General features: G+C 53.2%; 21 protein-coding genes. 10 read left to right on the top strand and 11 right to left on the bottom strand.

Annotated elements, in window-relative coordinates; genetic code table 11:
* The first annotated feature begins 133 nt into the window (after positions 1-133).
* Together QEH52_RS04020 and QEH52_RS04015 are read left to right on the top strand one after the other, a co-directional pair.
* Positions 134-370: a hypothetical protein gene (locus QEH52_RS04020; RefSeq protein WP_308948768.1), complete on the top strand. Its 237-nt coding sequence runs from the start codon at positions 134-136 to the stop codon at positions 368-370.
* 399 nt (positions 371-769) lie between these two features.
* Positions 770-1,648: a methylated-DNA--[protein]-cysteine S-methyltransferase gene (locus QEH52_RS04015; RefSeq protein ID WP_308948766.1), complete on the top strand. Its 879-nt coding sequence runs from the start codon at positions 770-772 to the stop codon at positions 1,646-1,648.
* Between the two features lie 383 nt (positions 1,649-2,031).
* On the opposite strand, the gene QEH52_RS04010 is transcribed toward QEH52_RS04015, so the two are convergent.
* Positions 2,032-2,607: an FUSC family protein gene (locus QEH52_RS04010; protein ID WP_308948765.1), complete on the bottom strand. Its 576-nt coding sequence runs from the start codon at positions 2,605-2,607 to the stop codon at positions 2,032-2,034.
* A 138-nt stretch (positions 2,608-2,745) separates the two neighbouring features.
* On the bottom strand, positions 2,746-4,329 hold the full coding sequence (locus QEH52_RS04005; RefSeq protein ID WP_308948764.1) for a sodium:solute symporter: 1,584 nt from the start codon (positions 4,327-4,329) through the stop codon (positions 2,746-2,748).
* Between the two features lie 144 nt (positions 4,330-4,473).
* On the opposite strand from QEH52_RS04005, the gene cysS reads away from it, so the two are divergent.
* On the top strand, positions 4,474-5,916 hold the full coding sequence (cysS, locus tag QEH52_RS04000) for a cysteine--tRNA ligase (protein WP_345785442.1): 1,443 nt from the start codon (positions 4,474-4,476) through the stop codon (positions 5,914-5,916).
* A gap of 38 nt (positions 5,917-5,954) precedes the next feature.
* Positions 5,955-6,848: an SMP-30/gluconolactonase/LRE family protein gene (locus tag QEH52_RS03995; RefSeq protein WP_308948761.1), complete on the top strand. Its 894-nt coding sequence runs from the start codon at positions 5,955-5,957 to the stop codon at positions 6,846-6,848.
* A 3-nt stretch (positions 6,849-6,851) separates the two neighbouring features.
* Here the strand turns inward: QEH52_RS03995 and QEH52_RS03990 are convergent, their stop codons facing one another.
* The 6 genes from QEH52_RS03990 to rpmI form a co-directional block, all read right to left on the bottom strand.
* A complete protein-coding gene (locus QEH52_RS03990) occupies positions 6,852-7,772 on the bottom strand; it encodes a metal ABC transporter permease (RefSeq protein ID WP_308948760.1) in 921 nt (306 codons plus the stop codon).
* A gap of 29 nt (positions 7,773-7,801) precedes the next feature.
* A complete protein-coding gene (locus QEH52_RS03985) occupies positions 7,802-9,151 on the bottom strand; it encodes a metal ABC transporter permease (protein WP_308948759.1) in 1,350 nt (449 codons plus the stop codon).
* Between the two features lie 9 nt (positions 9,152-9,160).
* On the bottom strand, positions 9,161-9,967 hold the full coding sequence (locus QEH52_RS03980) for a metal ABC transporter ATP-binding protein (protein ID WP_308948758.1): 807 nt from the start codon (positions 9,965-9,967) through the stop codon (positions 9,161-9,163).
* 50 nt (positions 9,968-10,017) lie between these two features.
* Entirely contained in the window at positions 10,018-10,947 is a 930-nt protein-coding gene (locus QEH52_RS03975; protein WP_308948757.1) for a metal ABC transporter solute-binding protein, Zn/Mn family, read from the bottom strand.
* A 242-nt stretch (positions 10,948-11,189) separates the two neighbouring features.
* Positions 11,190-11,549, bottom strand: coding sequence for a 50S ribosomal protein L20 (rplT, locus tag QEH52_RS03970; protein WP_308948755.1), 360 nt, complete (start codon positions 11,547-11,549; stop codon positions 11,190-11,192).
* 115 nt (positions 11,550-11,664) lie between these two features.
* Entirely contained in the window at positions 11,665-11,856 is a 192-nt protein-coding gene (rpmI, locus tag QEH52_RS03965; RefSeq protein ID WP_269525511.1) for a 50S ribosomal protein L35, read from the bottom strand.
* Between the two features lie 76 nt (positions 11,857-11,932).
* Between rpmI and QEH52_RS03960 the strand changes: the two genes are divergently transcribed.
* Positions 11,933-12,655: a hypothetical protein gene (locus QEH52_RS03960; RefSeq protein WP_308948754.1), complete on the top strand. Its 723-nt coding sequence runs from the start codon at positions 11,933-11,935 to the stop codon at positions 12,653-12,655.
* A 15-nt stretch (positions 12,656-12,670) separates the two neighbouring features.
* Here the strand turns inward: QEH52_RS03960 and QEH52_RS03955 are convergent, their stop codons facing one another.
* A complete protein-coding gene (locus tag QEH52_RS03955; protein ID WP_308948753.1) occupies positions 12,671-13,657 on the bottom strand; it encodes a transposase in 987 nt (328 codons plus the stop codon).
* 152 nt (positions 13,658-13,809) lie between these two features.
* Between QEH52_RS03955 and QEH52_RS03950 the strand changes: the two genes are divergently transcribed.
* From QEH52_RS03950 to QEH52_RS03930, 5 genes are all read left to right on the top strand, one after another.
* A complete protein-coding gene (locus QEH52_RS03950; RefSeq protein WP_308948752.1) occupies positions 13,810-14,769 on the top strand; it encodes an aspartate carbamoyltransferase catalytic subunit in 960 nt (319 codons plus the stop codon).
* Between the two features lie 25 nt (positions 14,770-14,794).
* Positions 14,795-16,087 carry a dihydroorotase gene (locus tag QEH52_RS03945; RefSeq protein ID WP_308948751.1) on the top strand — a complete coding sequence of 431 codons (1,293 nt, stop codon included), beginning with the start codon at positions 14,795-14,797 and terminating at the stop codon, positions 16,085-16,087.
* Between the two features lie 3 nt (positions 16,088-16,090).
* Positions 16,091-16,978 (top strand): CPBP family intramembrane glutamic endopeptidase, encoded by an 888-nt coding sequence (locus tag QEH52_RS03940; RefSeq protein WP_308948750.1) that lies wholly within the window; start codon positions 16,091-16,093, stop codon positions 16,976-16,978.
* A gap of 10 nt (positions 16,979-16,988) precedes the next feature.
* Positions 16,989-18,050 carry a 3-deoxy-7-phosphoheptulonate synthase gene (locus tag QEH52_RS03935; RefSeq protein WP_308948749.1) on the top strand — a complete coding sequence of 354 codons (1,062 nt, stop codon included), beginning with the start codon at positions 16,989-16,991 and terminating at the stop codon, positions 18,048-18,050.
* A 131-nt stretch (positions 18,051-18,181) separates the two neighbouring features.
* Positions 18,182-18,760, top strand: a complete 579-nt coding sequence (locus QEH52_RS03930; RefSeq protein ID WP_308948748.1) for a hypothetical protein — start codon at positions 18,182-18,184, stop codon at positions 18,758-18,760.
* A gap of 81 nt (positions 18,761-18,841) precedes the next feature.
* Here the strand turns inward: QEH52_RS03930 and QEH52_RS03925 are convergent, their stop codons facing one another.
* Positions 18,842-20,017 carry an RsmB/NOP family class I SAM-dependent RNA methyltransferase gene (locus QEH52_RS03925; protein WP_308948747.1) on the bottom strand — a complete coding sequence of 392 codons (1,176 nt, stop codon included), beginning with the start codon at positions 20,015-20,017 and terminating at the stop codon, positions 18,842-18,844.
* Between the two features lie 167 nt (positions 20,018-20,184).
* A complete protein-coding gene (gene rlmN / locus QEH52_RS03920; RefSeq protein WP_308948746.1) occupies positions 20,185-21,237 on the bottom strand; it encodes a dual-specificity RNA methyltransferase RlmN in 1,053 nt (350 codons plus the stop codon).

Raw genomic sequence — 21,237 nt, 5'->3', positions numbered from 1 at the left:
CGCGATTCGAAAAGTTGCAGACGACCTTTGCCGCGATGGTCGCCATCGCGGCAATCCTCGTATGGATCAAATTTTAATTTAAAACACTACCTAGTCGCTTGACTACTCGCCTTCGCGGGCAATCGTGACGCTAATGACGACACCAAATGAAGAAAACTTCAAATACTATAAAAAAGCTGAGAAGAAGGCACTCGACATCTTAGCAGAAATGAAGGCTACCACGCCTAAGAAAATGGACATTGAGCTCGCACTACTAGTAGCAATTTTCGAACTGCACAAAGGCAAGATGCCTGCCGAATCGGTGAGTAAAATCGTGCAAGGGCACCTCGAAACAGTAGAACCATACTACGCATCCCAGCAAGCAAAGTAGCTTCTCACCTAAAAATATACTCAAGCAAAGGCAATTAATGGACTACGACCTATCACAACAGAAGAAACTAAACCAATTTGCCGTAGAGGCGAAGCGCTGGAAAAAGACCCATCAAGAACAAGCGGAAAGCTCCGCGAAAAGGGGCCGTAAAGTTCAACCTGCCAAACGTAAGAAGCGCCCCAAGAAATAATAATAAAGAACTACTGACAGCTACGGCTGCGCACGACGATTCAATCTAGAGCGAATTCGCAAGAATCGGGTGTTTTTAACCGCATGAATAATTGTATCGTATTGGGATGATACAGATAACTACAGTTCTCAATACTTCCCGGCAACAATGGAGAGGCATCCAGAACGCCCCCAGAAAAAACCTCCCCTCATCTTCAGCCAGCTCTTTGTATGTCTATCGGTTCTTCAGCAAATTCTGGTAAGCCGATTTCACGCGATCCGCTCAACGATTACCAACGCATCGAGGCTGCCATTGAATACCTACGCGCAAATGCCAAGCAACAGCCAAGCTTAGCAGAATTATCGCAAGCCATTCACTTAAGCGAATATCATTTACAGCGCTTATTTGCACGATGGGCCGGCATCAGTCCCAAGCGCTTCATTCAATTGCTAACACTCGAACATGCGAAATCGCAATTGGCCCGTTCGGCCGATTTGCTGACTGCGAGCTACGAAGCCGGGCTCTCAGGACCAGGACGCTTACACGACCTGTTTGTCACAATTGAGGCAGTCACTCCAGGCGAATTTAAAGCGCGCGGAGAGTCACTAGAGATCCGCTACGGACTACATCCCACGCCTTTCGGCGAGTGCTTAATCGGAACAACGAAACGGGGAGTATGCTTCCTAGAATTCCTAACGCACGAATCCGCCGCGAGCCTACTCTCAAAATTACAACAACGATGGCCTGCTGCGGTTTTACGAGCAGATCAAGCGGGCACCGCTCTAACGATGCAGGCGATCTTTAACTCCTCCAAGCGCTCTGCCAACTCATTGCACCTCTTCCTACAAGGCACCAATTTTCAAATTCAAGTATGGCGAGCCCTGCTTCGAATTCCGCCTGGTCATGTGTGCAGTTATGCAGATGTCGCACAATGGATCGACCGCCCTAAAGCCGGGCGAGCGGTGGGCTCCGCCATAGGTGCCAACCCAATCGCTTGGCTGATCCCCTGCCATCGAGTCTTACGCAGCGACGGTCAGCTGGGCGGCTATCATTGGGGCGAAACGCGTAAACAGGCTTGCTTGGCCTGGGAGGCGGGTCAGAAAGCATAGCCTTGAACGTGCGATGATAATAAAAATAAATCAGGCTGAATTCGATCCACGCTCGCATTATGGATTTTATACCTATTCGCAAAAAGTTTGGTCCTAATAGATATGTCTTTTGTAACCTCGGTTCTCGGAACCGGGGCGATGCCGATCGCCCCCCCCCCGACTGTGTCCTGCATAGCCGAAGGCGACGCATGGAAACAGAGTTTCGAGGCTACGCAAAGCCCAAGCTTATAGATCATATATTCTTAGAAGTGGTATTACTCTTTCGCCGAGCTCTCTTCATTTTTCATGTTCTTGCCGAGTTAGAAAATTTTCAAATGTGGCATCTATGTCGCACTCGCCAGATTAGTACTGACCATAGTAATGGTCTATTGCTAAAGCCACACTCACTCGTCCTGCGACGTCTTCTTCTTACGACTCAAATCCGACAGCGGCACCCGCAAGCTCCCGGGCTTCTTATGGTCGGGATCTTCTTCGGGCCAAATCTCAGTTACAATAACTGCAATACAGGTGCCAGTCGCCGATTCTAAAAAGCGCAGCAATGCATTCATATGCGGTGTAATATGCGGATCAATCACGGTAGAAACCATCATGATTGCAATCGTGATACAGGCCAAACGCGCATAATTTGGCACACCGAAACCACCGCAGACCAACACAGATGCAACGATCGTGGCGCACATCCCCAGCGGGTGAAAAGGCAAAAAACTCAAATAAACAGCCGCAAAAGTCGCCCCGATAAAAGTGCCCACCATGCGCAATAAAGCGGTCTGCCAGGCATCTTTTCGATTAGGCTGTAGAACGATCAATGTGGAAATTAAGGCCCACAACCCACCGACATGCGACACTTCGCCCATCAGTGGAATACTTAGATAATAACCACCATAGTATGCAGGTAAGCAGGTGATAAACCTGCGAATTGCGAAACGTAGTGTACGATGCTTGTATTGGTAGCGAATCACGATGTGCCTTTAATCTCTTAAATCTAGATAACCTGTGGTGTTGAATTGCATGGAGCCCCATAAGCAAAAACGATGCTAGAATCACAAGCAATGCGCTAAAGCTCGCATCCATACAATAAAACCTCCTTCAAACCGCAGCTAGGCAAAGCAAAAGACGAGCACGCCCGTTACGATTAGTAATGCAACTGACCAGACACGATAGTTCTGCCAAATCGGCAATTTCTGCAAATCGCGGCTCTCCTGCTTGTAGAAAGCGGGCGTCCACACTAACTCAATTTGCTCCTCGCGTGGAGGCCGCGTGTCGTGACTCGTCAGCCAGAGCGTAAGTGTGGACACAACAAATAATAGCGGACCGACGTAGAGAAAATGCAAATCCAGCAGGCCTAGCACTTCGTTGAGCACAAATAGAAGTCCCCCCACACTCGTGCCCACAATAACAGCCCGCCATGCACCCGAAGCATTCGCACCTCTCCAGAACGCACCCACTAAATAGACGGCGCAGATCGGTGGTACGGTGTAAGAGAGCACCATCTGCAGATACTTAAACAGAGACGCGAAATTCTCAATTTGTGGGGCCCAAAGTGCCGCGAGAATCATAAAGATCCCCGTCACCCAACGGCCGACTTTCATCAGAGCCGCACTGTTCAAGTCAGGTCGTCGTTTGTGCACGAAGTCCATCGTAACCAAAGTCGACGCAGCATTTAGGGTGGAATCTATTTGCGACATCAACGCCGCAATAAAACCTGCCATGACTAAGCCCAACAGTCCGGTCGGCAGCAGATCAAACATTAGAGTGGGATAGACCAGATCGGGTCGCGCAAGGTCGGGATAGAGATGAATCGCCATAGTGCCGGGCAGCACCATGATAAACAGCACCGGCAATTTCAGAGCGGCTGCGAGTAGTACACCCCAGCGACCATGGTTGATACTCTTGGCGCTTAACACCCGCTGTAACATAAATTGATTCGCACACCAAAAGTAGAAGCCTAGTAGTGGCACTCCGGTGATTAAGCCGAGCCATGGGACGCCCGCGTCGTCAAGTGGCCGGATCAGACTCAAGCGCGATGCGTCGAGGTCGGCAGTCATCCCGCTCCAACCACCCACCTTGTCGAAGGCGACGACCGTGATGACCACGGCGCCAATCAGCAATAGCACCGTTTGAATCACGTCTGTGTAAATCACTGCGGCGAGCCCGCCAGCGATTGTATAGAGCCCTGCTGCGACCGCAAGAATTGCAATCGTCAGTCCCATGTCCAATTGCGGAAATACGAGTTGCAGCAGCAACCCGCCAGCGAAGAGGCTGCCTGCGGTGTCGACGATAATGTTAAGAAATAAAGTTAGTGCCGAGAAATAACTGCGAATGCGCCCATCGTAGCGGCGCTCTAAAAACTCTGGCAGCGTAAATACCTGTGCGCGCAAAACGAATGGAAGGATGAAGATCGCGAAAAAAACTAAAACAACCGAAGCCATCCACTCATAATTAAAGACCGAGATCCCGGTGTGGTAGGCGTCGCCCGCCAGACCGATCAATGTCGTTGATGAAATATTAGAGGCGAAGAGCGAAATCCCAATCAATGGCCAGAGCATGCCGCGTCCCGCCAAAAAATAATCCTCGGCCGAGTGATGTTTTCCAGCGAGGCGCCAACCAATCCATAACACGACGAGCGCATACAGACCGATCAGAGTTAGATCGAGCGGTGCGAGACTGTAGTCAATAGGCATGCTGCAAGTGTAACATGTCTTGCAAGGCCCCACCCCTGCCCGCAGTGGAAGTCACCTGATATCTCAATCACCAGTCCAACTTCAATCGCTCAGAATTGAACTTTCACCTTCACTTTCGCTCGGACTTTGCCATTCATGGCAGCCATGTCCGTCGAACTCTATGATACTCTTAGTCGATCTGTGCAAAAGCTCGCGCCTGCGAGCGGTGATACGCTGCGTTTTTATTGCTGTGGCCCCACTGTTTATGGCCCCGCGCATATTGGGAATTTCCGAACCTTCCTGATCCAAGACACACTGCGCCGGGTCTTGGAAGTCGATGGCACGCCCGTGAAACACGTGCGCAATATCACCGACCTGGACGATAAGACGATCCGCCGCTCGCAAGAAGAAGGCAAAAGTCTGGTCGAATTCACTGCCTACTGGACGGATAAGTTCCACGCGGATTGCAACGCACTCAACATGCTCCCTCCCAGCATCGAGCCTAGCGCCGTGGCTCACATCCCTCAGCAAATTGCATTGGTCGAAAAGTTAATTGAAAAAGGCCACGCTTATGCCACCGACGACGGCTCCGTCTATTTCCGCGTCGGCTCCTTTGAAGACTACGGACGTCTCTCACGTCTGAAGCAGCGCGAGCTCAAGACCCAGAATGAAAACTCCGCTGGCGAACTCAACGATGCGGACGAATACGATCGTGAATCGGTCACCGACTTTGCGCTCTGGAAATCACGCAAACCTGAGGACGGCGCTAACTATTGGACCAGCCCCTGGGGCGAAGGACGTCCGGGCTGGCACTTGGAATGCTCGGCCATGGTCGACAGCGCCTTCGACGGCGAAACGATCGACCTACACGGTGGCGGCATCGATCTCTGCTTTCCCCACCACGAAAACGAAATCGCACAGTCTGAATGTGCACACGGGCACGACTTCTGCAGCCACTGGTTTCACAGCGCTCACTTGATGGTCGAGGGCGCCAAGATGTCGAAGAGTCTGGGTAATCTGTACACACTCGACGACCTACGCGAAAGGGGCTTCAGCCCCATGATCGTGCGCTACACTTTGATCGCAGGCAGCTATCGTCAGCAACTAAACTTCACCTTCGATGGCTTACACGCCTCCCAGAGTGCGCTGACACGTCTGGAACGCTTTGCTGAGGCGCTACTCGCCAAGACGGGCGAATCAAGCGACAGTTTTAATAAAAACTATGTGAGCACCGACGCACCCGAGGACTTTGGCCGCTTGAGCAAAGCTTGGGACGCCCTGCGCAAGAATCTCAATACCGCCGCGTGCTTAGGGGCCATCTTCGGAGTCATCGGCTCGAATCCAGCAGCCTCGCTAGACGCAGAAGGCGCTCGCTCAATGCTTCGCTCATTTGGCAGCCTGCTCTATGCACTTGGGCTCGAACTCTTCACAGTCGAAGCGAAACAAGTCGACGCCCCGGAAGAAATTGTCGCCCTCGCCCAAGAACGCTGGGAGGCAAAACAAGCGAAAGACTGGGGTAAGGCCGATGAACTGCGCGACGCCCTACTCGCTCAAGGCTGGGTCGTGAAAGACAGCAAGGATGGCTTCGAACTAGAAGCACAAGACTAGTTTTCACATAGCTTCCTACGGTTGACCCAAGCCAGAAAATGGCTCATCAAACAAGCATGACGACTCCTAAAATACAAACCATCGGCAACAAAGTATCTCAATGGGGCGAAGGCCCGATCTGGTGGGGCGATCAGCTGCTCTACGTAGATATTAAAGGTCATAAGATCATTCGCCTCGATCCCGAAAGCGGCAACGAAGCACAATGGGACGTGGGCGAATTGATCGGAACCGTCGTTCCGACCGAGCACGAGGACGAAGTCATCTACGCGGGCGACAGTGGCTGCATTCGTTATAATCTGCGCGACGGGCATAAAACACCGCTGGCCGATCCAGAGTCGGAACTGCGTGGCAAGAATCGCTTTAACGATGGTAAGTGCGACCCCGCGGGCCGCTTTTGGGCCGGCACGATCAGCATGGTCAAAAACACCGGCAGCGCCAACCTCTACTGCCTCGATTGCGACGGCTCACTCAGCCACAAGGCCGCTGATATTACCAACTCCAACGGCATCTGCTGGACTGTAGACGCCAAGACGATGTACTACATCGACACCCCCACGCAGCAAGTCCGCGCCTACGATTACCATCAAGCCAGCGGCAACATTTCCAATCCACGCGTGGCCATCGATACCGCAGCACAGGGCTATGCCAGCTCTCCTGATGGTATGACAATTGATGCCGAGGACATGCTCTGGGTCGCATTTTGCCATGGTGGTTGCGTGGTGCGTTTCGATCCTAGCACCGGCAAAGAGCTACAACGCGTCGATCTGCCTTGCATCGAAACCACGGCATGCGCCTTTGGTGGCAAGCACATGGATCGTCTCTTTGTGACCACTGGTATTAAGCCCGACCTCGAGGAGCCTGATGCGGGCAAACTCTTTGTCATCGACGGACTCGGCATCAGAGGTGTGCCGACGGTTCCCTACAAAGGATAAAATTCACTGCACCGCTTCCGTCTTGCGGATGTGCTTAAGCAAAATTCCGTATTTCGGCGCGCTCAGCATAACCACGACGAAGAGCACGCCTGCCATCACCGCCATCATACCGGAGGTGGAAGTATCGGCAAAACCGAACCAGCCGGGCACGATCAGAGCGCTCAAGTGCCCCAAGACCGCGGCCAAAATCGCAAATACACAACTCAATAATACCATCAGCCAAAGCCGATCCGTTAACAAATGCGCAGAGGCCGCGGGCACAATCAACATCGCAATCACGATGATACTACCGACCGCTTCAAACGCCGCCACCGTTGTCACCGCCACCAATGTCATCAACATGTAGTGCATCAAATTAGAGTTAATCCCCATCGTCGTCGCTAACTCGGGGTCGAAGGATGAGATGCGCAACTCCTTAAAGAAGGCCACCACAAAGCCGACGTTCAGCAAAGTCACACCCGCGAGCACCAGCGCAGCACGCGGGACTTCCAAAGTTGTGCCAAAGAGCACAGGCCGCCAAACCACATCCAAAGGCGTCAACTCGATCGCGCCATAAAGCACACAGCCGGGGTCTAGGTCCACGTGGTCGGCCGCTTGCACAATCAGCAAGAGCCCCACCGCGAAGAGCGATGTAAATACAATGCCCATCGACGCTCCCTCATCGACTTTACCGAATCGACTGATCCATTGAGTAAAAACGGCAGTCAACACGCCCACAACTGCCGCACCGATAAACATGGTCAAACTGGCACGCGCTTCCGTAATCAAGAAAGCGATGGCTAGACCCGGCAAAACTGCATGACTAATCGCATCGCCCATCATGCTCATTTTGCGCAACACCAGAAAATTCCCCAGCAAGGCACAGGCCACCGCCGCCAAAGCGCCGACCACCACGATCCATGTATCTATGCTATACCACTCCATCACTCCTAATTCCTAATTACCAGCCCCCGCTAATCGCCCGGAACGATGGGGTGCGGACTCGCAGGCACCAAACTCCCCGCGCTGCGATAAGTTTGTAATTTGCTCTCTAAGCGAGCCACCATTTTCTCTCCCAGCACATGCTCGACCATATCGGCATCCCGATCCACACGACTGGTGGCCACATCCGCATATTCAATTAAATAAAGTTCCCACAGGCGATGATTGCGTGTCACATGCGCCGCCTCAGCCAAACCAGCCTCTGTCAGCCGAATCGTGTCCTCCTTCACCTGCATCTCAACTAAGCCATCGTCATAGGCACGGCGAATACAATCACGCAAACTGCGATCGCTCCAGGTGCGACGCCCACGGATCTGCCGAAAAGGCACCGCCACAATCGCTAACTCGCCCCTCTGACGATTGGCTTCTAGTATTTCGTAGAGCGCCCGCAGCAAGTGTTGGCGCCCGATACGATGCTGCAGCTGCGTTTGGCGTAGCCAACGAACTAACACGCCACGCTCCACACCTAGCAACATGCTGATCAAAAAACAAAGCGCCGCTACCAGCACGATGACTGCCCCCGCAGGCAAGCGTGGATAAAAAGCACTCAAACTCGCGCCAAACCAGCCACTGGCGCCTCCGATCAACACCGAAAGCAATAACATGCGGTCGAGCTGATTTGTCCAGAAGCGAGCCGCCGCCGCGGGTGTGATCAAAAACGCAATAATCAAAATCAGGCCCACTGCTTGTAGCCCCGCCACCGTGACCGCAGTCACCAATCCCAACAAAATAACATCCAAGACTTTGACCGGCCATCCCAACGAAGCCGCAAAGCTCTCATCAAAACAGAGCAAACGAAATTCTTTAAATAACAATAAGGAACAGCTCAGCACACAAATCGTGACCAAAACTAGAATCCGAAAATCACTCAGCACCATCGAAGCGGTCTTCCCGTAAATAAAAGACTCCAAGCCCGCGGCACTGCCCTCAGGCATCGTCTGAATCATGCCCAGCACAGCCACCCCTGCACCGAAAAATACGCTCAATACGATGCCCATCGCCGCATCATCTTTTATGCGTGTCTGATTCCGAATAAATAGAACCGCCCAACAACCAATCACTCCCGTGACCGCCGCCCCCGTCAGAAGCATCGGTAGGGACTTACCATCCCCCCCCATCGCGACCGCCAGCATAAAGGCAAAACCGACCCCTGGCAGTGTCGCATGCGAGAGCGTGTCCCCCATCAAAGAGCGCTTACGCAAAAGCAAGAAGCCACCCATCAAACCACAGGCACAACCTAGTAAAATGGTACAGATCACCACCAAGCGCGTATTATAATCACGCAAAAAGAGGACGTTCCAAATATCAGCAAGTTCAGGCATTTTAAAGCATCAACGTGACTGCACCACCTCGTTCGCGGCCTGCGTTAACAAAGTTAATTTACCACCATAGGTCCGGCGCAAATTCTCCTGAGTGAATACTTCCTCTGTCGGCCCTGCAGCCACCACCCGCATGTTCAATAAAACCGTCCAATCAAAATACTGTGGCACCGTCGCTAAATCGTGGTGCACCACCAGAACAGTCTTCCCACGCTTTTGCAGATCTTTGAGCAATTCAACAATGGCTCGCTCGGTCGCCGCATCCACCGCAGCAAAAGGCTCATCCATAAAATAAATGTCTGCATCCTGCACCAGCGCGCGAGCCAGAAATGTGCGTTGCTGCTGTCCTCCAGAAAGTTGACTGATCTGCCGATGCGCATAATCACCGAGCCCAACTCGTTCCAGTGCCTGCATCGACAGTGCTTTCGCTCGCTTACTCACACGCCGAAACCATCCGATCTGCCCATAGGTCCCCATCGCCACCACATCCAAGGCACTCACCGGAAAATCCCAATCCACACTCTCGCGCTGCGGCACATAGCCTACACGCTTGCGCTCCTTCTCATAGGACTGCCCGTAGATCATCACCTCGCCCGATGAACGCGGAATCAAATCTAAACAGGCCTTGATCAAAGTGCTCTTACCCGCCCCATTGGGCCCTACAATACTCACGAGTTTGCCCTCCGGAATCGAAAGATCGATATCCCAAATCACTGGCTTGCGATGATAAGCCACCGTAAGATCACGAATCGCAAGCGGCGACTTTAGCTCGGGCAATGACTCGGAATGGGACGACAATTCTTTGCTGACGACGTTCATATCAAATTGTAAGCTAAGCGCACGGCAAGTAGTATGCCAGTCGAATAAAACTACTGTTTAAAGCCATCAGTAGAGCCTCCGAGTGCATTCACAATAGTCCTTATATTGTGATCAATCATCCCAATATAAGTTCCTTCATAAGTGCCCGCCGCGCCCATCGCGTCGGAGTATAGTGAACCGCCGACATCCACCTTGTGGCTGCGTGCCCGAGCGCCCTCTACCAAGGCTCGCACATTCTTATCCGCGACGGAGGTCTCCACAAAGACTGCCGGAATCGCGCGCTCCACGATAAAGTCAACCAAGTCTTCTAAGTCGCGCACCCCTGCCTCCGATTCGGTGCTGACGCCCTGAATACCACGCACCTCGATACCATAGGCACGCCCCAAATACTGGAATGCGTCGTGCGCGGTCACCAAAACCCGTTGGCCTTCGGGAATCGTCGCCATCGCGCGCTTGGCATAAGCGTCCAAGGCTTCCAATTTTTCGACATATGCAGCGGCGTTGGTCCGGTAATCATCCGCATGCACCAGATCAAAGTCCGCCAAAGTCTCAGCCACTACGGGCACCGCACGTAACCAGCCCCCCACATCCATCCAGACATGCGGATCCGTATGCTCAGAACCATCATCTTTATCGAGAATATAATCGCGATCACCAAGAATCGCTTCTGTGACTGCCTTGACTGGCTTACCTGTAGTCGCGACTCGCACCAATACATCTGTCATCTTACCCTCCAACAATAGCCCATTGTAAAAAACAATATCTGCCTGACTTAGTTTAACTACATCACCACGGGTCGGCTTATACAGGTGTGGATCCACCCCTTCACCAATAATGCCTTCCACCTGCGCATAGTCACCAGCAACATTCCTCACGATGTCCGTAATCATCCCCACCGTGCACACCACCTGATACGACGCCGCAGACATTGAGGCCCCCGCAGCAGACTCCGCCCCCTGCGGAGAATCAGAGCACGCCACGAGCCCAAGACTGCACAACACAACTGACAAACAAGATAGAACAGATCTATTAAAATTCATACTTTGATAACTCAAAGTATGAAAACAGGCAAGTCAAGTATGAAACAATGAAGCCAATATCCTACACTCGCGAAAATGCGGACGAGACTCCTCGCAAGCAGAATCAAAAAAAGGCCGATTCCCAATAGGAATCGGCCTTTAAAAAAGCAATCTAGTTACCTGCGCGAACGCTGCAATAAAACTTAAGCAGCGTTGGCTTCTTTAGCCTTCTCGATCAGAGTCAAGAAAGCAGCCTCGTCATGAATCGCGAGCTCTGAAAGCTGCTTACGATCCATTTCGATTCCCGCAGCTTTGATACCACGGATGAAACGGCTATAGTTGATGCCATTGTTACGGCAAATCGCGTTGATACGAACGATCCAGAGTTGACGAAACTCTGTCTTCTTCTTGCGACGGTCGCGGTAAGCGTAAACTTCTGCGCGATCGACAGCGTCTTTAGCGTAGCGGAAAAGACGTGATTTATTTCCGAAATAGCCTCTGGCTTTTTTCAGAACTTTTTTGCGACGAGCAAGCGTCGCGGGACCATTAGTGGCTCTAGGCATGTTGTGGTATCTCTCGTTTAGGTCGCTGCCGGGTCGCCCATTTTCATGTTACCCGGCTAGCGTGAGTTATAGTTGTTAAAACGTTTCTTTAGTTACTTAAGTAATCTAAGCAATATTAAGCGAAAGGCAGGCCACGGATCAGGTTAGCGCGTTGCCCGTCAGCGACGAGTTTGCTGCTACCTGCACGGCGGCGTTGCTTGACACTCTTATTGCGAAGAAGGTGACGGTGCCCTGGCGTACGACGCAGGAGTTTACCGGTGCCTGTCTTCTTGAAGCGTTTTGCGATGGATTTGCGTGTTTTCTGCATGAGAAATTGGGAAAAAAGGAGGAAACCATAGTTTTCCGCCCCGCTTGTAAAGGGGAAAAGTAGGAAATATCAAATATTGAATTCCCACAGGGCAAGGTTCAACCTGCCTCCCATCGAAACAAACCCACCAGTCGAAGGTCCCGCCAACCAGAGCCGAATCGTCGGCTCTACACTCGGGCGCATCCGCAAACTGGGCGGCTACCAGAAGCACCATCATGTGCCCGACAGCCAGAACGATGCCGCACAAAACTTTGTGCGCAAAGTGGGCCAAGCCGACGTCAAAGCCGCCGCCGATCAACTCTATGGCGACATCCGCAGCCTGTTCGGCTACAAGCGGCGCGAGTTCGACTACAGTTGCGAGGACGGCTTTGCCTGGATCAAAACGCCCGACTTCGACCTACAGATCCGCGTCGACCAATGCTCGGAGGATCCAAAGAACTACATCCTCACCACCGAGATTGTCGCCTTGCACACGGATGCCATCGCCGCAGACGAGCGCTTCCACGCCTGCTTCACCCATCACTGCGATCAACTAGTGGTCGATTTTGCCATGCCCGTTCAGGTAGAGGACAAAATCGACGCCATCGAAGACATCCCCGAACTGGCCGACGCACTGACTTACGAACCCGACGGCAGCGCCTTCGAGCTCAAGTTACCTCAATTGGACCTCTTAATACAGGTTAACGAATCCGGCATGACCTTCAGTCTGCTCACCCTCCGCGATCTCGGCAAATTGCTCGACCACAGTCAAAAAGCATTCGACATCCTAGCCAGCGCACAATTCGGCCTACGACTATAAGCAGTCCCCAGCCACTTAGCTAAAGACCTGCCGTCTCAGTCCCTGGATCACCGACAAATCGCCCCAGTCCGCCCCCTTCATCGCATTCACTTTAGGCGGATACTTGCGCCTGCGCTCCGCCTGCCATGTTTTGGAAAAGCCACGCACAAACTCCGCCGAGCCCAAAATCGCCCCGTCGCTAAAATAACGCACTCGGCAGCGCAGGACCGCTGCCTTAGGCAGCACACCTTCTTCCTGTTCCAACACTTTCAAAGCCCGCTCACGTGAGATGTCAGACACCCCTGCCCGCGCGGCATGCTTACCAAAGATCAACATACGATGCGCCTGCAAAGCCGCATCAATCTGCTTAGCCGCATGATCGCTCCAAATACGAAGCAGCCCCGACTCCGCCTCGGCCACGCCCGCCACCGCTTCCGCATAGCCGCAGAACCGGTAATCCTTAGGATCCTCCACCAAGCCCGCTCGAACTGGATTTAGGTCAATATACGCAGCCATCGTCTGCAGTGGATTCCCCTTCCCCTCAACCAGCACCGACTTGAAACGCTCTGCCCACAAGGTACCGTAGCGCCGGTGTGAGCGATTGTACCAAACAGAAAAACGCTGTTTCAGCGCCTTCATAAACTGCGAAACATCGCCCATCCGAGCTCGCAACTGCCGACGAATCACATCCGCATCTTCACCGCCCGACAGCAGTGTCTTCCTCATCAGAATCACAGACGCCGTCTGGTATTTAGTTGGTTTCGGATACAGAACCTGGTACCGCCGCAGCAACTCCGCGTCAGACACCTGCTGCCGATCATCCACCCGCAGCAGCACATGGAAGTGGTTCGACATGATACAATAAGTCAGCACCTCCACTCCACAAAAGTCCGCGACTTGCCAAATCATTTTACGCAGCACCTCCTTCTCGCGGTTTTTAAACAAATGCTCCCCATTTACCGTGCGCGTCATGCAATGGTAACTCGCAGCCACACCACTCAGCTTAAGTCTGCCCGTCCTCATACACCCAAGTGCATCACACATACCCGTCATAGTCGACTATTTTTAGTCTGTCCCTACTTTGTATGAATGCATATTGAAAAGCTGGCGATTTCTCGTTGCCCTTTCTGGATGACGGCGCACATTTCCGAGCTCGGAGCATTTTATTATAACTCATGAGCCAAAGCCTATCCTGGAAGCGAAAAGATCTGATCGATGTGGAGCCTCTCTCCCGCGCTGAGATTGAAACGATTTTTACTGCCGCTACTGCCTTTAAACGGGCGATGGAGGCGGATAACATGAAGCAACCCTACCTGAACGGACGCACAGTGGTGAATCTGTTCTTGGAGCCGAGCACGCGCACGCGGCTGGCCTTTGAGGTGGCGGCCAGCCGCTTGAGCGCGGACACGATTACGGTGACGGGCGCAGCAAGTAGCCTGACGAAGGGGGAAACTCTGCGCGATACAGCGCGCAACATGGAAGCACTCAAGGCGGACATTATCATTATGCGCCACTCGGCCTCGGGCGCCCCGAATTACTTGAGCAAGGTGGTCGACATTCCAGTGATCAACGCGGGCGACGGCGCGCATGCTCACCCGACTCAAGCGCTGCTGGACTCTTTTACTTTGCTGGAAAAGTTTGGCTCGCTGGATGGTAAGAATATCACGATTTTAGGCGACATTTTGTTCAGCCGCGTGGCTCGCTCGAATATCATTTGCCTGCAAAAGCTGGGGGCGAAAGTGACCATCGCGGGCCCGAGCACACTGGTGCCGAAAGCTTTTGAAGCCACAGGTGTGCGGGTGTGTCACAATCTGAAACCGGCGCTGGAGGATGCGGATGCGGTGATGCTGCTACGTATTCAGCATGAGCGACAGACAGCAACTCATTTCCCTTCGATCGGAGAGTATACCAGCTCTTTTGGCTTGAATAAGGATCGAGCGAAATGGCTCAAGCCAGGCGCGATTATTATGCACCCGGGCCCAATTAACCGCGGGGTGGAGATCGACTCTGAACTGGCGGATTCGTCACAGTCGGTCATCTTACAGCAGGTCACGAATGGGATTGTCGTGCGTATGGCGATCTTACATCTGTGCTCCTGTGCTTACCATCAGCAAGCGATCGAACTGCCGAAATAAATTATTAATCCTGAATTTCTAATTGATGAATATACTTTGGATACAGAATGGTCGTGTGATCGACCCGGCAAATAAACGTGACGCCATCAGCGATCTTTATGCGGTCGATGGCCAAATCGTCGACAGTCTGAGCGAAGCTCAACAAGCGGCAGCCACCGTCGTGGATGCGAAGGGACTGGTGGTTGCACCGGGCTTGGTGGACATTCATGTGCACTTCCGCGACCCGGGGCAAACACACAAGGAAGACATTCGTAGCGGCACCGAGGCGGCGGCGGCAGGCGGCTTTACCTCGGTGGTCTGTATGCCGAACACTGGGCCGGTCTGCGATAATGCAGGCACAATTCAACGTATCATGGATAAAGTCGCACGCGCAGCCGTGATTCGCGTATATCCGACGGGCTGCTTGACAGTGGGTATGCAAGGAGAACAACTGGCCCCCACGGGACAGCTCAAGAAGGCGGGCGTAGTGGCCATGACTGATGATGGCAAATGCGTGCAAAGCAACGAGATTATGCGCCGCGCTGTGGAGTACGCCCAAATGTTTGATCTCCCGATCATGGACCACTGCCAGGATGCGAGCCTGACCGAGGGCGCCATGATGAATGAGGGTGAATGGTCGCTGCGACTGGGCCTGCAAGGTTGGCCGAAGGCGGCGGAGGACATCATCGTGGCGCGCAATGTCATTTTGGCGGAGCTGACAGGAGCTCACATTCATATGCAGCACATAAGCTCCGCACGATCGGTCGATCTATTACGCCGCGCGATTGATCGCGGGGTCAGCGTGAGTGGCGAAGCCAGCCCTCACCACATAGAATTCACGGATGCGGACCTGCACGACTACGATACGGTGTTTAAAATGAATCCGCCCCTACGCACGGATGCGGACCGATTGGCTCTGATTGAAGGTTTGGTCGATGGCACCTTGAGCTGCATCGCGACGGATCACGCCCCCCACTCACCGACAGAGAAAGACCAAGAGTTTGATTACGCCCCCTTCGGAGTGATCGGCTTGGAGAACTCACTGGCGAGCTGCTTAACCACGCTTTACCATGGAAAGCATTTGGGCTTGAGTGAGGTGATCGCACTAATGACGCATAAAGGTGCGGAAGTGTGCAAACTCGACGCAGGCACGCTCAGTGTGGGTGCCGCGGCGGATATTTGCCTCTTCGATCCCGATGAGGAATGGACGGTAGATAGCAACAAGTTTTTCAGTAAGTCGCGCAACTGCCCTTGGCATGGCAAGACTTTGAAGGGTGTTGTCAAAGCAACCTACGTCGGGGGCGAGCAAGTCTTCGACGGCAGCTCGATCACGGTCTAGACGATGCCCACTGAAACACAAGTGGATGCGCCACTCATTGTCGCGTCCCTACTAATCTTAGGTATACTCGGCAGTAGCGCTGCACTGTGGTTTCGCCACATTCAGCGACCACGCGAGGACATTATCGAGCCAGCAGGCGTGCCCGCGTGGTCGATCGGCTGGGTCAATTTTGGGATTTTCATTTGCGCCATGATCATCTCGGTGTTCTTGGTGCAGAGTATGGCGGCGGCCTTATTCTTTACCACGCCCAGTGAAAGCGAAGCGCCACTGGAATTGACTCCGTGGTTAGCGGTGATGGCGGTGTTATTACTACAGCTACCGATGTTAGCCGTTTTTTACGGCGCACGTCGCTTCTACCCAGGACACTATGCGAGCCGACTCAACAAAGTTCATCTATCGCTCTGGGCGGCATTTCGACAAGCGCTACCACTATTTTTAATGTTTTTGCCAGTGATTTGGATCGCCTCGCTGGTATCCACGGCGCTCTTAAACGTGCTAGAAGCTGCTGGCGTGATTGATGCCTTTGCCCCGCAAGAGCTAATCACACTCTTTCAAAAAGGAGGCGATCCACTAGCGATTGGCCTACTAGTGCTAATGGCAGTCGTATTAGCTCCGATAGTAGAAGAAATCATATTTCGTGGCTGCATCTATCGCTTTCTAAAAAGCCAGACCACTCGACTTCCTGCGCAAATCCTGAGCGGCTGCGTCTTTTCCATGATGCATGCTAATTTGATGTCCTTTGTGCCACTGGTCATCGTCGGCGTCCTGCTCGCTCGTGCCTACGAAAAGTCCGGCAACCTGCTAGTGCCCATTTGGTTTCACGCGTTTTTTAACGCCTTCAGTCTGTTGATGTTATTAATCACCAGCCTATCGGAAGTCATTCCTCAATAAATTTATTTCCATGAACAAAGTACACGACAACGCCCGCATCGCTCAAACGCGTCCCCTATTGCCACCCGCCATTTTAGTGGAAGAGATCCCACTCTCCGACGCTGCTCTGGCAGTGGTCGAACAGGGCCGCCAGGAGAGCAGCGCCATTTTACGCGGTGAAGACGACCGTCTTTGCGTGATTTGCGGGCCCTGCTCCATTCACGATCCTAAAGCTGCAGTTGAATACGCCGAGCGTCTGCTCCCCTTGCGTGAGCGCTATAAAGATGATCTGCAAATCATCATGCGCACCTACTTCGAAAAGCCACGCACTGTGGTGGGTTGGAAAGGCTTAATCAATGATCCAGAGATTGATGGCAGCTTTGAAATTAATCAAGGCCTCCGCATCGGACGCAAGTTATTGGTCGACATCTGCGAACTGGGCCTACCGACTGCAGCCGAATTTCTAGACACCATCATTCCGCAATTCATCGCCGACGCGATTGCATGGTCCGCAATCGGGGCGCGCACCACTGAAAGTCAAGTTCACCGCGAGCTCGCATCCGGACTCTCCATGCCCGTCGGTTTCAAAAATGGCACCAGCGGCAACGTGCAAATCGCAATCGACGCGGTGCGCTCCGCGGGGCAAGCGCACTGGTTCCCCTCTGTCACCAAGCAAGGTGTGACCGCCATTTTCCAAACTACAGGTAACCCTGATGGACACCTAATTTTGCGGGGCGGCAACCGCACGGGGCCCAACTACGAAGCCCATGTGATCGAGCCAATTCTAGAGCAGCTCGCAGCCGTTAACCTGCCTCCTTATTTAATCGTCGATTGCAGCCATGGCAACAGCAACAAGGACTACACACGCCAGAGCGAAGTCGCCCACGTGCTCGCGGAGCAAATCGCAGCCGGCCAAACCGGTATCGCTGGAGTGATGCTAGAGAGCCACTTAGTGGCGGGTCGCCAAGACTACAGCACCGGCGGGAACAACACCTACGGCCAAAGCATCACCGACGCCTGCATCGACTTCCCTGCGACTGAAGCGATCTTCGAAGAGCTGGCGACTGCGGTGCAAAAACGACGTAAAGGCTAGCAGTGGTTAGGGTTGGAGTCCCGCCTTTAGGCGGTCGCCGAGGTAAGACCTTCATACGCAACCGCCTAAAGGCGGGACTCCAACCTAAACAAACCACCAATACACCAAAAAACATGTATGACTGGAGAAAAATGTCCGAAGCCGAAAGGCAGGCCATATTCTCTCAACGTCAACTTCGCGGAGGATCCTGGCGACGTCCACCAATCTGGAAAACAAGCCAAAAACGATTCATGGTGACGGCGGCATGCTTTGATCATGCACCACATATTGGCAAAAATGCTCAACGAATTTCAGAATTCGAAAACTCACTGTTACTCGAATTGGAGAAGCTTTCCAATAGTATCTTTGCGCATGCCGTGCTTCCAAACCACTACCACGTCTTACTGGAAACAAACGACATCGCTAAGCTACGCATCGAATTGGGCAAGTTTCACGGCCGAACATCTTTCAACTGGAACAAAGAAGATAGCACACAGGGCCAAAAAGTATTTCACGGTTCAGCTGAAACCGCGATAAAATCAGAGAGACATTTCCAAGCGACGTTGAACTACATTCACAATAACCCAGTCAAACATGGCTATGTGAATAAATGGCAAGATTGGCCCTATTCAAGCGCAGCCCAATACTTGATCTCCGTTGGCAAAGAAGAAGCTGCCCAGCATTGGCTGGAATACCCGATCGATCGCTATGGTGAAGATTGGGATGTGTAATCAAACGCAGCCGTAGCTTGGAGTCTCGCCTTTAGGCGGTCTTTTGCTCGGCAACCGCCTAAAGGCGGGACTCCAACCTGATTATATTTTCGTCAGCACAGCCGCATAGAAGCCGTCGTAGCCACAAGTCGCCGGCGAGATCGTGTGCTCTTCAACTAAGCGAAAGCCACCTTGCTCTAGGAGTCGTGCGGTGTTTGCGTGGTTTTCAGAGGGCAGCACGGAGCAAGTGGCGTAAACAAGTCGCCCACCAGGCTTCAGCATGCTCGAGTAGTCGCTGAGAATCTCCGCTTGAATGGCTCTCACTTTATTAATCGTTTCTGGTTGCAGGCGCCACTTTAGATCGGGCTGTCGTTTCAAGGTGCCTAGGCCTGAGCAAGGTGCGTCGATCAGAAGACGGTCCGCCACTTCTTTATATCGAACGATCGTCTGCGCATCGATGCGATGCGTCTCGATGCAGTGCTTCGGGTGCGCCCTCTGCGCGCGCTTTTCTAACTCGCGCAATTTCCTCGGCACCACATCCATTGCGATAATGCGCCCTTGATTTTGCATGAGCGAAGCGAGGTGCAAGGATTTCCCGCCGGCTCCTGCGCAGGTATCGATGATGCACTCCCCCGCTTGCGGCGCAAGTAGCGGCGCGATCATCTGAGATCCTCCATCCTGAATCTCCACCCGTCCATCCATTCTAAATTTTTTGGCGAGTGTTTTGCCAGGCATCAGCGCCAATGCGTCGGGTAAATGCGAAACTTCCTCGATCACAATGTTCTGGCTGGCAAGCCACTCTTGAGCAGCCAGCCGTGAGGTTTTCAAAGTATTGACGCGTAAATAGACCCGAGTGCGCTGGTTCAAGGCCGCCAGTTCGGAATCCCAACTGGCGCCCAATTCTTCCAATCCTAGCACGTCCAACCAATCTGGTATCGATTCACGAATCGCCCGAGCCTGCTGTGGCAACTCCGCCTCACGCGACGTCATTTCATCGGCACTGGCACCATGATAGGTCCACCAATCCGGAAGCTCATAGCCCATGCGGCCCCATTGAGCCGCGCATAATGCCTCAACATCCTCGCTATCCGCCAAAAAGCTCAAGGCCCGCCGCCAGCGAACCACTTCGAAGCATGTTTCCGCGATGAAACTACGGTCGCGCTTCCCCCACTTCGGGTTCGCTTCAAAGGCCTGGGCTAAGCAGCGGTCTAAAACTTTGTGTTCATGAAAAACACTTTTAATTATGTCAGTCGCTGCATGAGCCAAAATACGGTGCATTCTCATAATGCAGGCAGACGATTATGATTCCTCTCTGATGCCAAACAAATAAGCCAAAATTCGCGATTCGCAGCGTGGTGTTTTAGCGGGTTTTAGCAATGAGATCCACTCAGACCGCCTAAAGGCGGGACTCCAACCTTTTCATACGCTCAGAGCAGGCGGGGCTCCTACCTTTTTATACGCTTAGCTTTGAGCTGACCGCAGCCAGCGGCGACGTCGATGCCGCGGCGTTGCCGCACGGTGCTGGGCAGGCCGGAGTCTTGAATGATTTGCTGAAACTCGCGCACATTCGTCTCTGCGGGCGCTTGCCCCTCGTAGCCTTCGGTCGCGTTGAGCGGGATCAAGTTCACATGCGCATCGATGCCCTTCAGCAATTCGGCTAAGCGTCGCGCGTGATCCGCCGTGTCATTGACGCCACCGATCAAAGTCCACGCAAAGAACACCCGCGCCCGTTTGATCTGGGTATATTCACGGCAGGCCTCGATCAGGTCGGCCAGTGGCCACTTCTTATTCACAGGGATCAGCTTACCGCGCTCTTCATCGCTGGCGCCATGCAGGCTCACCGCGAGTGAATAGCGCTTGGGGTGGCGAGCTAGCTTTTGAATGCCTGGAATATGTCCGACGGTGCTGATGGCCACACGTGCAGGGCCGATGTTGAGGCCGCGGTTGTCGGTTAAAATCCCCAGCGCTTCCATCAATGGTTCAAAATTGTGCAGTGGCTCGCCCATGCCCATCATCACGATGTTACGCAAGCGCTCCCCATGACTCGCACGCAAACTGCGCTCCACATGGTGTGCCTGCGCCACGATTTCGCCCGCGGTCAAATGCCGCGAAAAGCCCATCTGCCCGGTGGCACAAAACACGCAGCCCATCGCGCAGCCAACCTGACTACTCAGACAGGCGGTAAAGCGCCCGGGGAAGCCCATACGGACTGCTTCCACCTCAGCACCATCGGCCAGGCGCAAGAGATACTTCTCGGTAAAACCATCGCTACTGGGGGTGCAATCCGTCTGCTCGGTGGGACAGAGTGTGGGCGCGCCCTCCGAATCCAACCAACGCGCCACAGGCGGCAAAATCCCCTCGGCGGCGCTCAAATCACCAGTTACCAGCCGACGCTGCACCGCACCAAAGAGCGGCTTGGCATGCACAGGGTTGACCCCGGCATCCGCCAGCACTTGTTCCAATGCAGCATAACTGTAACCTTCCAACGAATCGATCAT

It is taken from the genome of Thalassobacterium maritimum, assembly GCF_031127805.1.
Taxonomy (GTDB): domain Bacteria; phylum Verrucomicrobiota; class Verrucomicrobiia; order Opitutales; family Coraliomargaritaceae; genus Thalassobacterium; species Thalassobacterium maritimum.
Note: the sequence above shows the minus strand (reverse complement) of the source record. Positions and strands in the feature narration are given on the sequence as shown.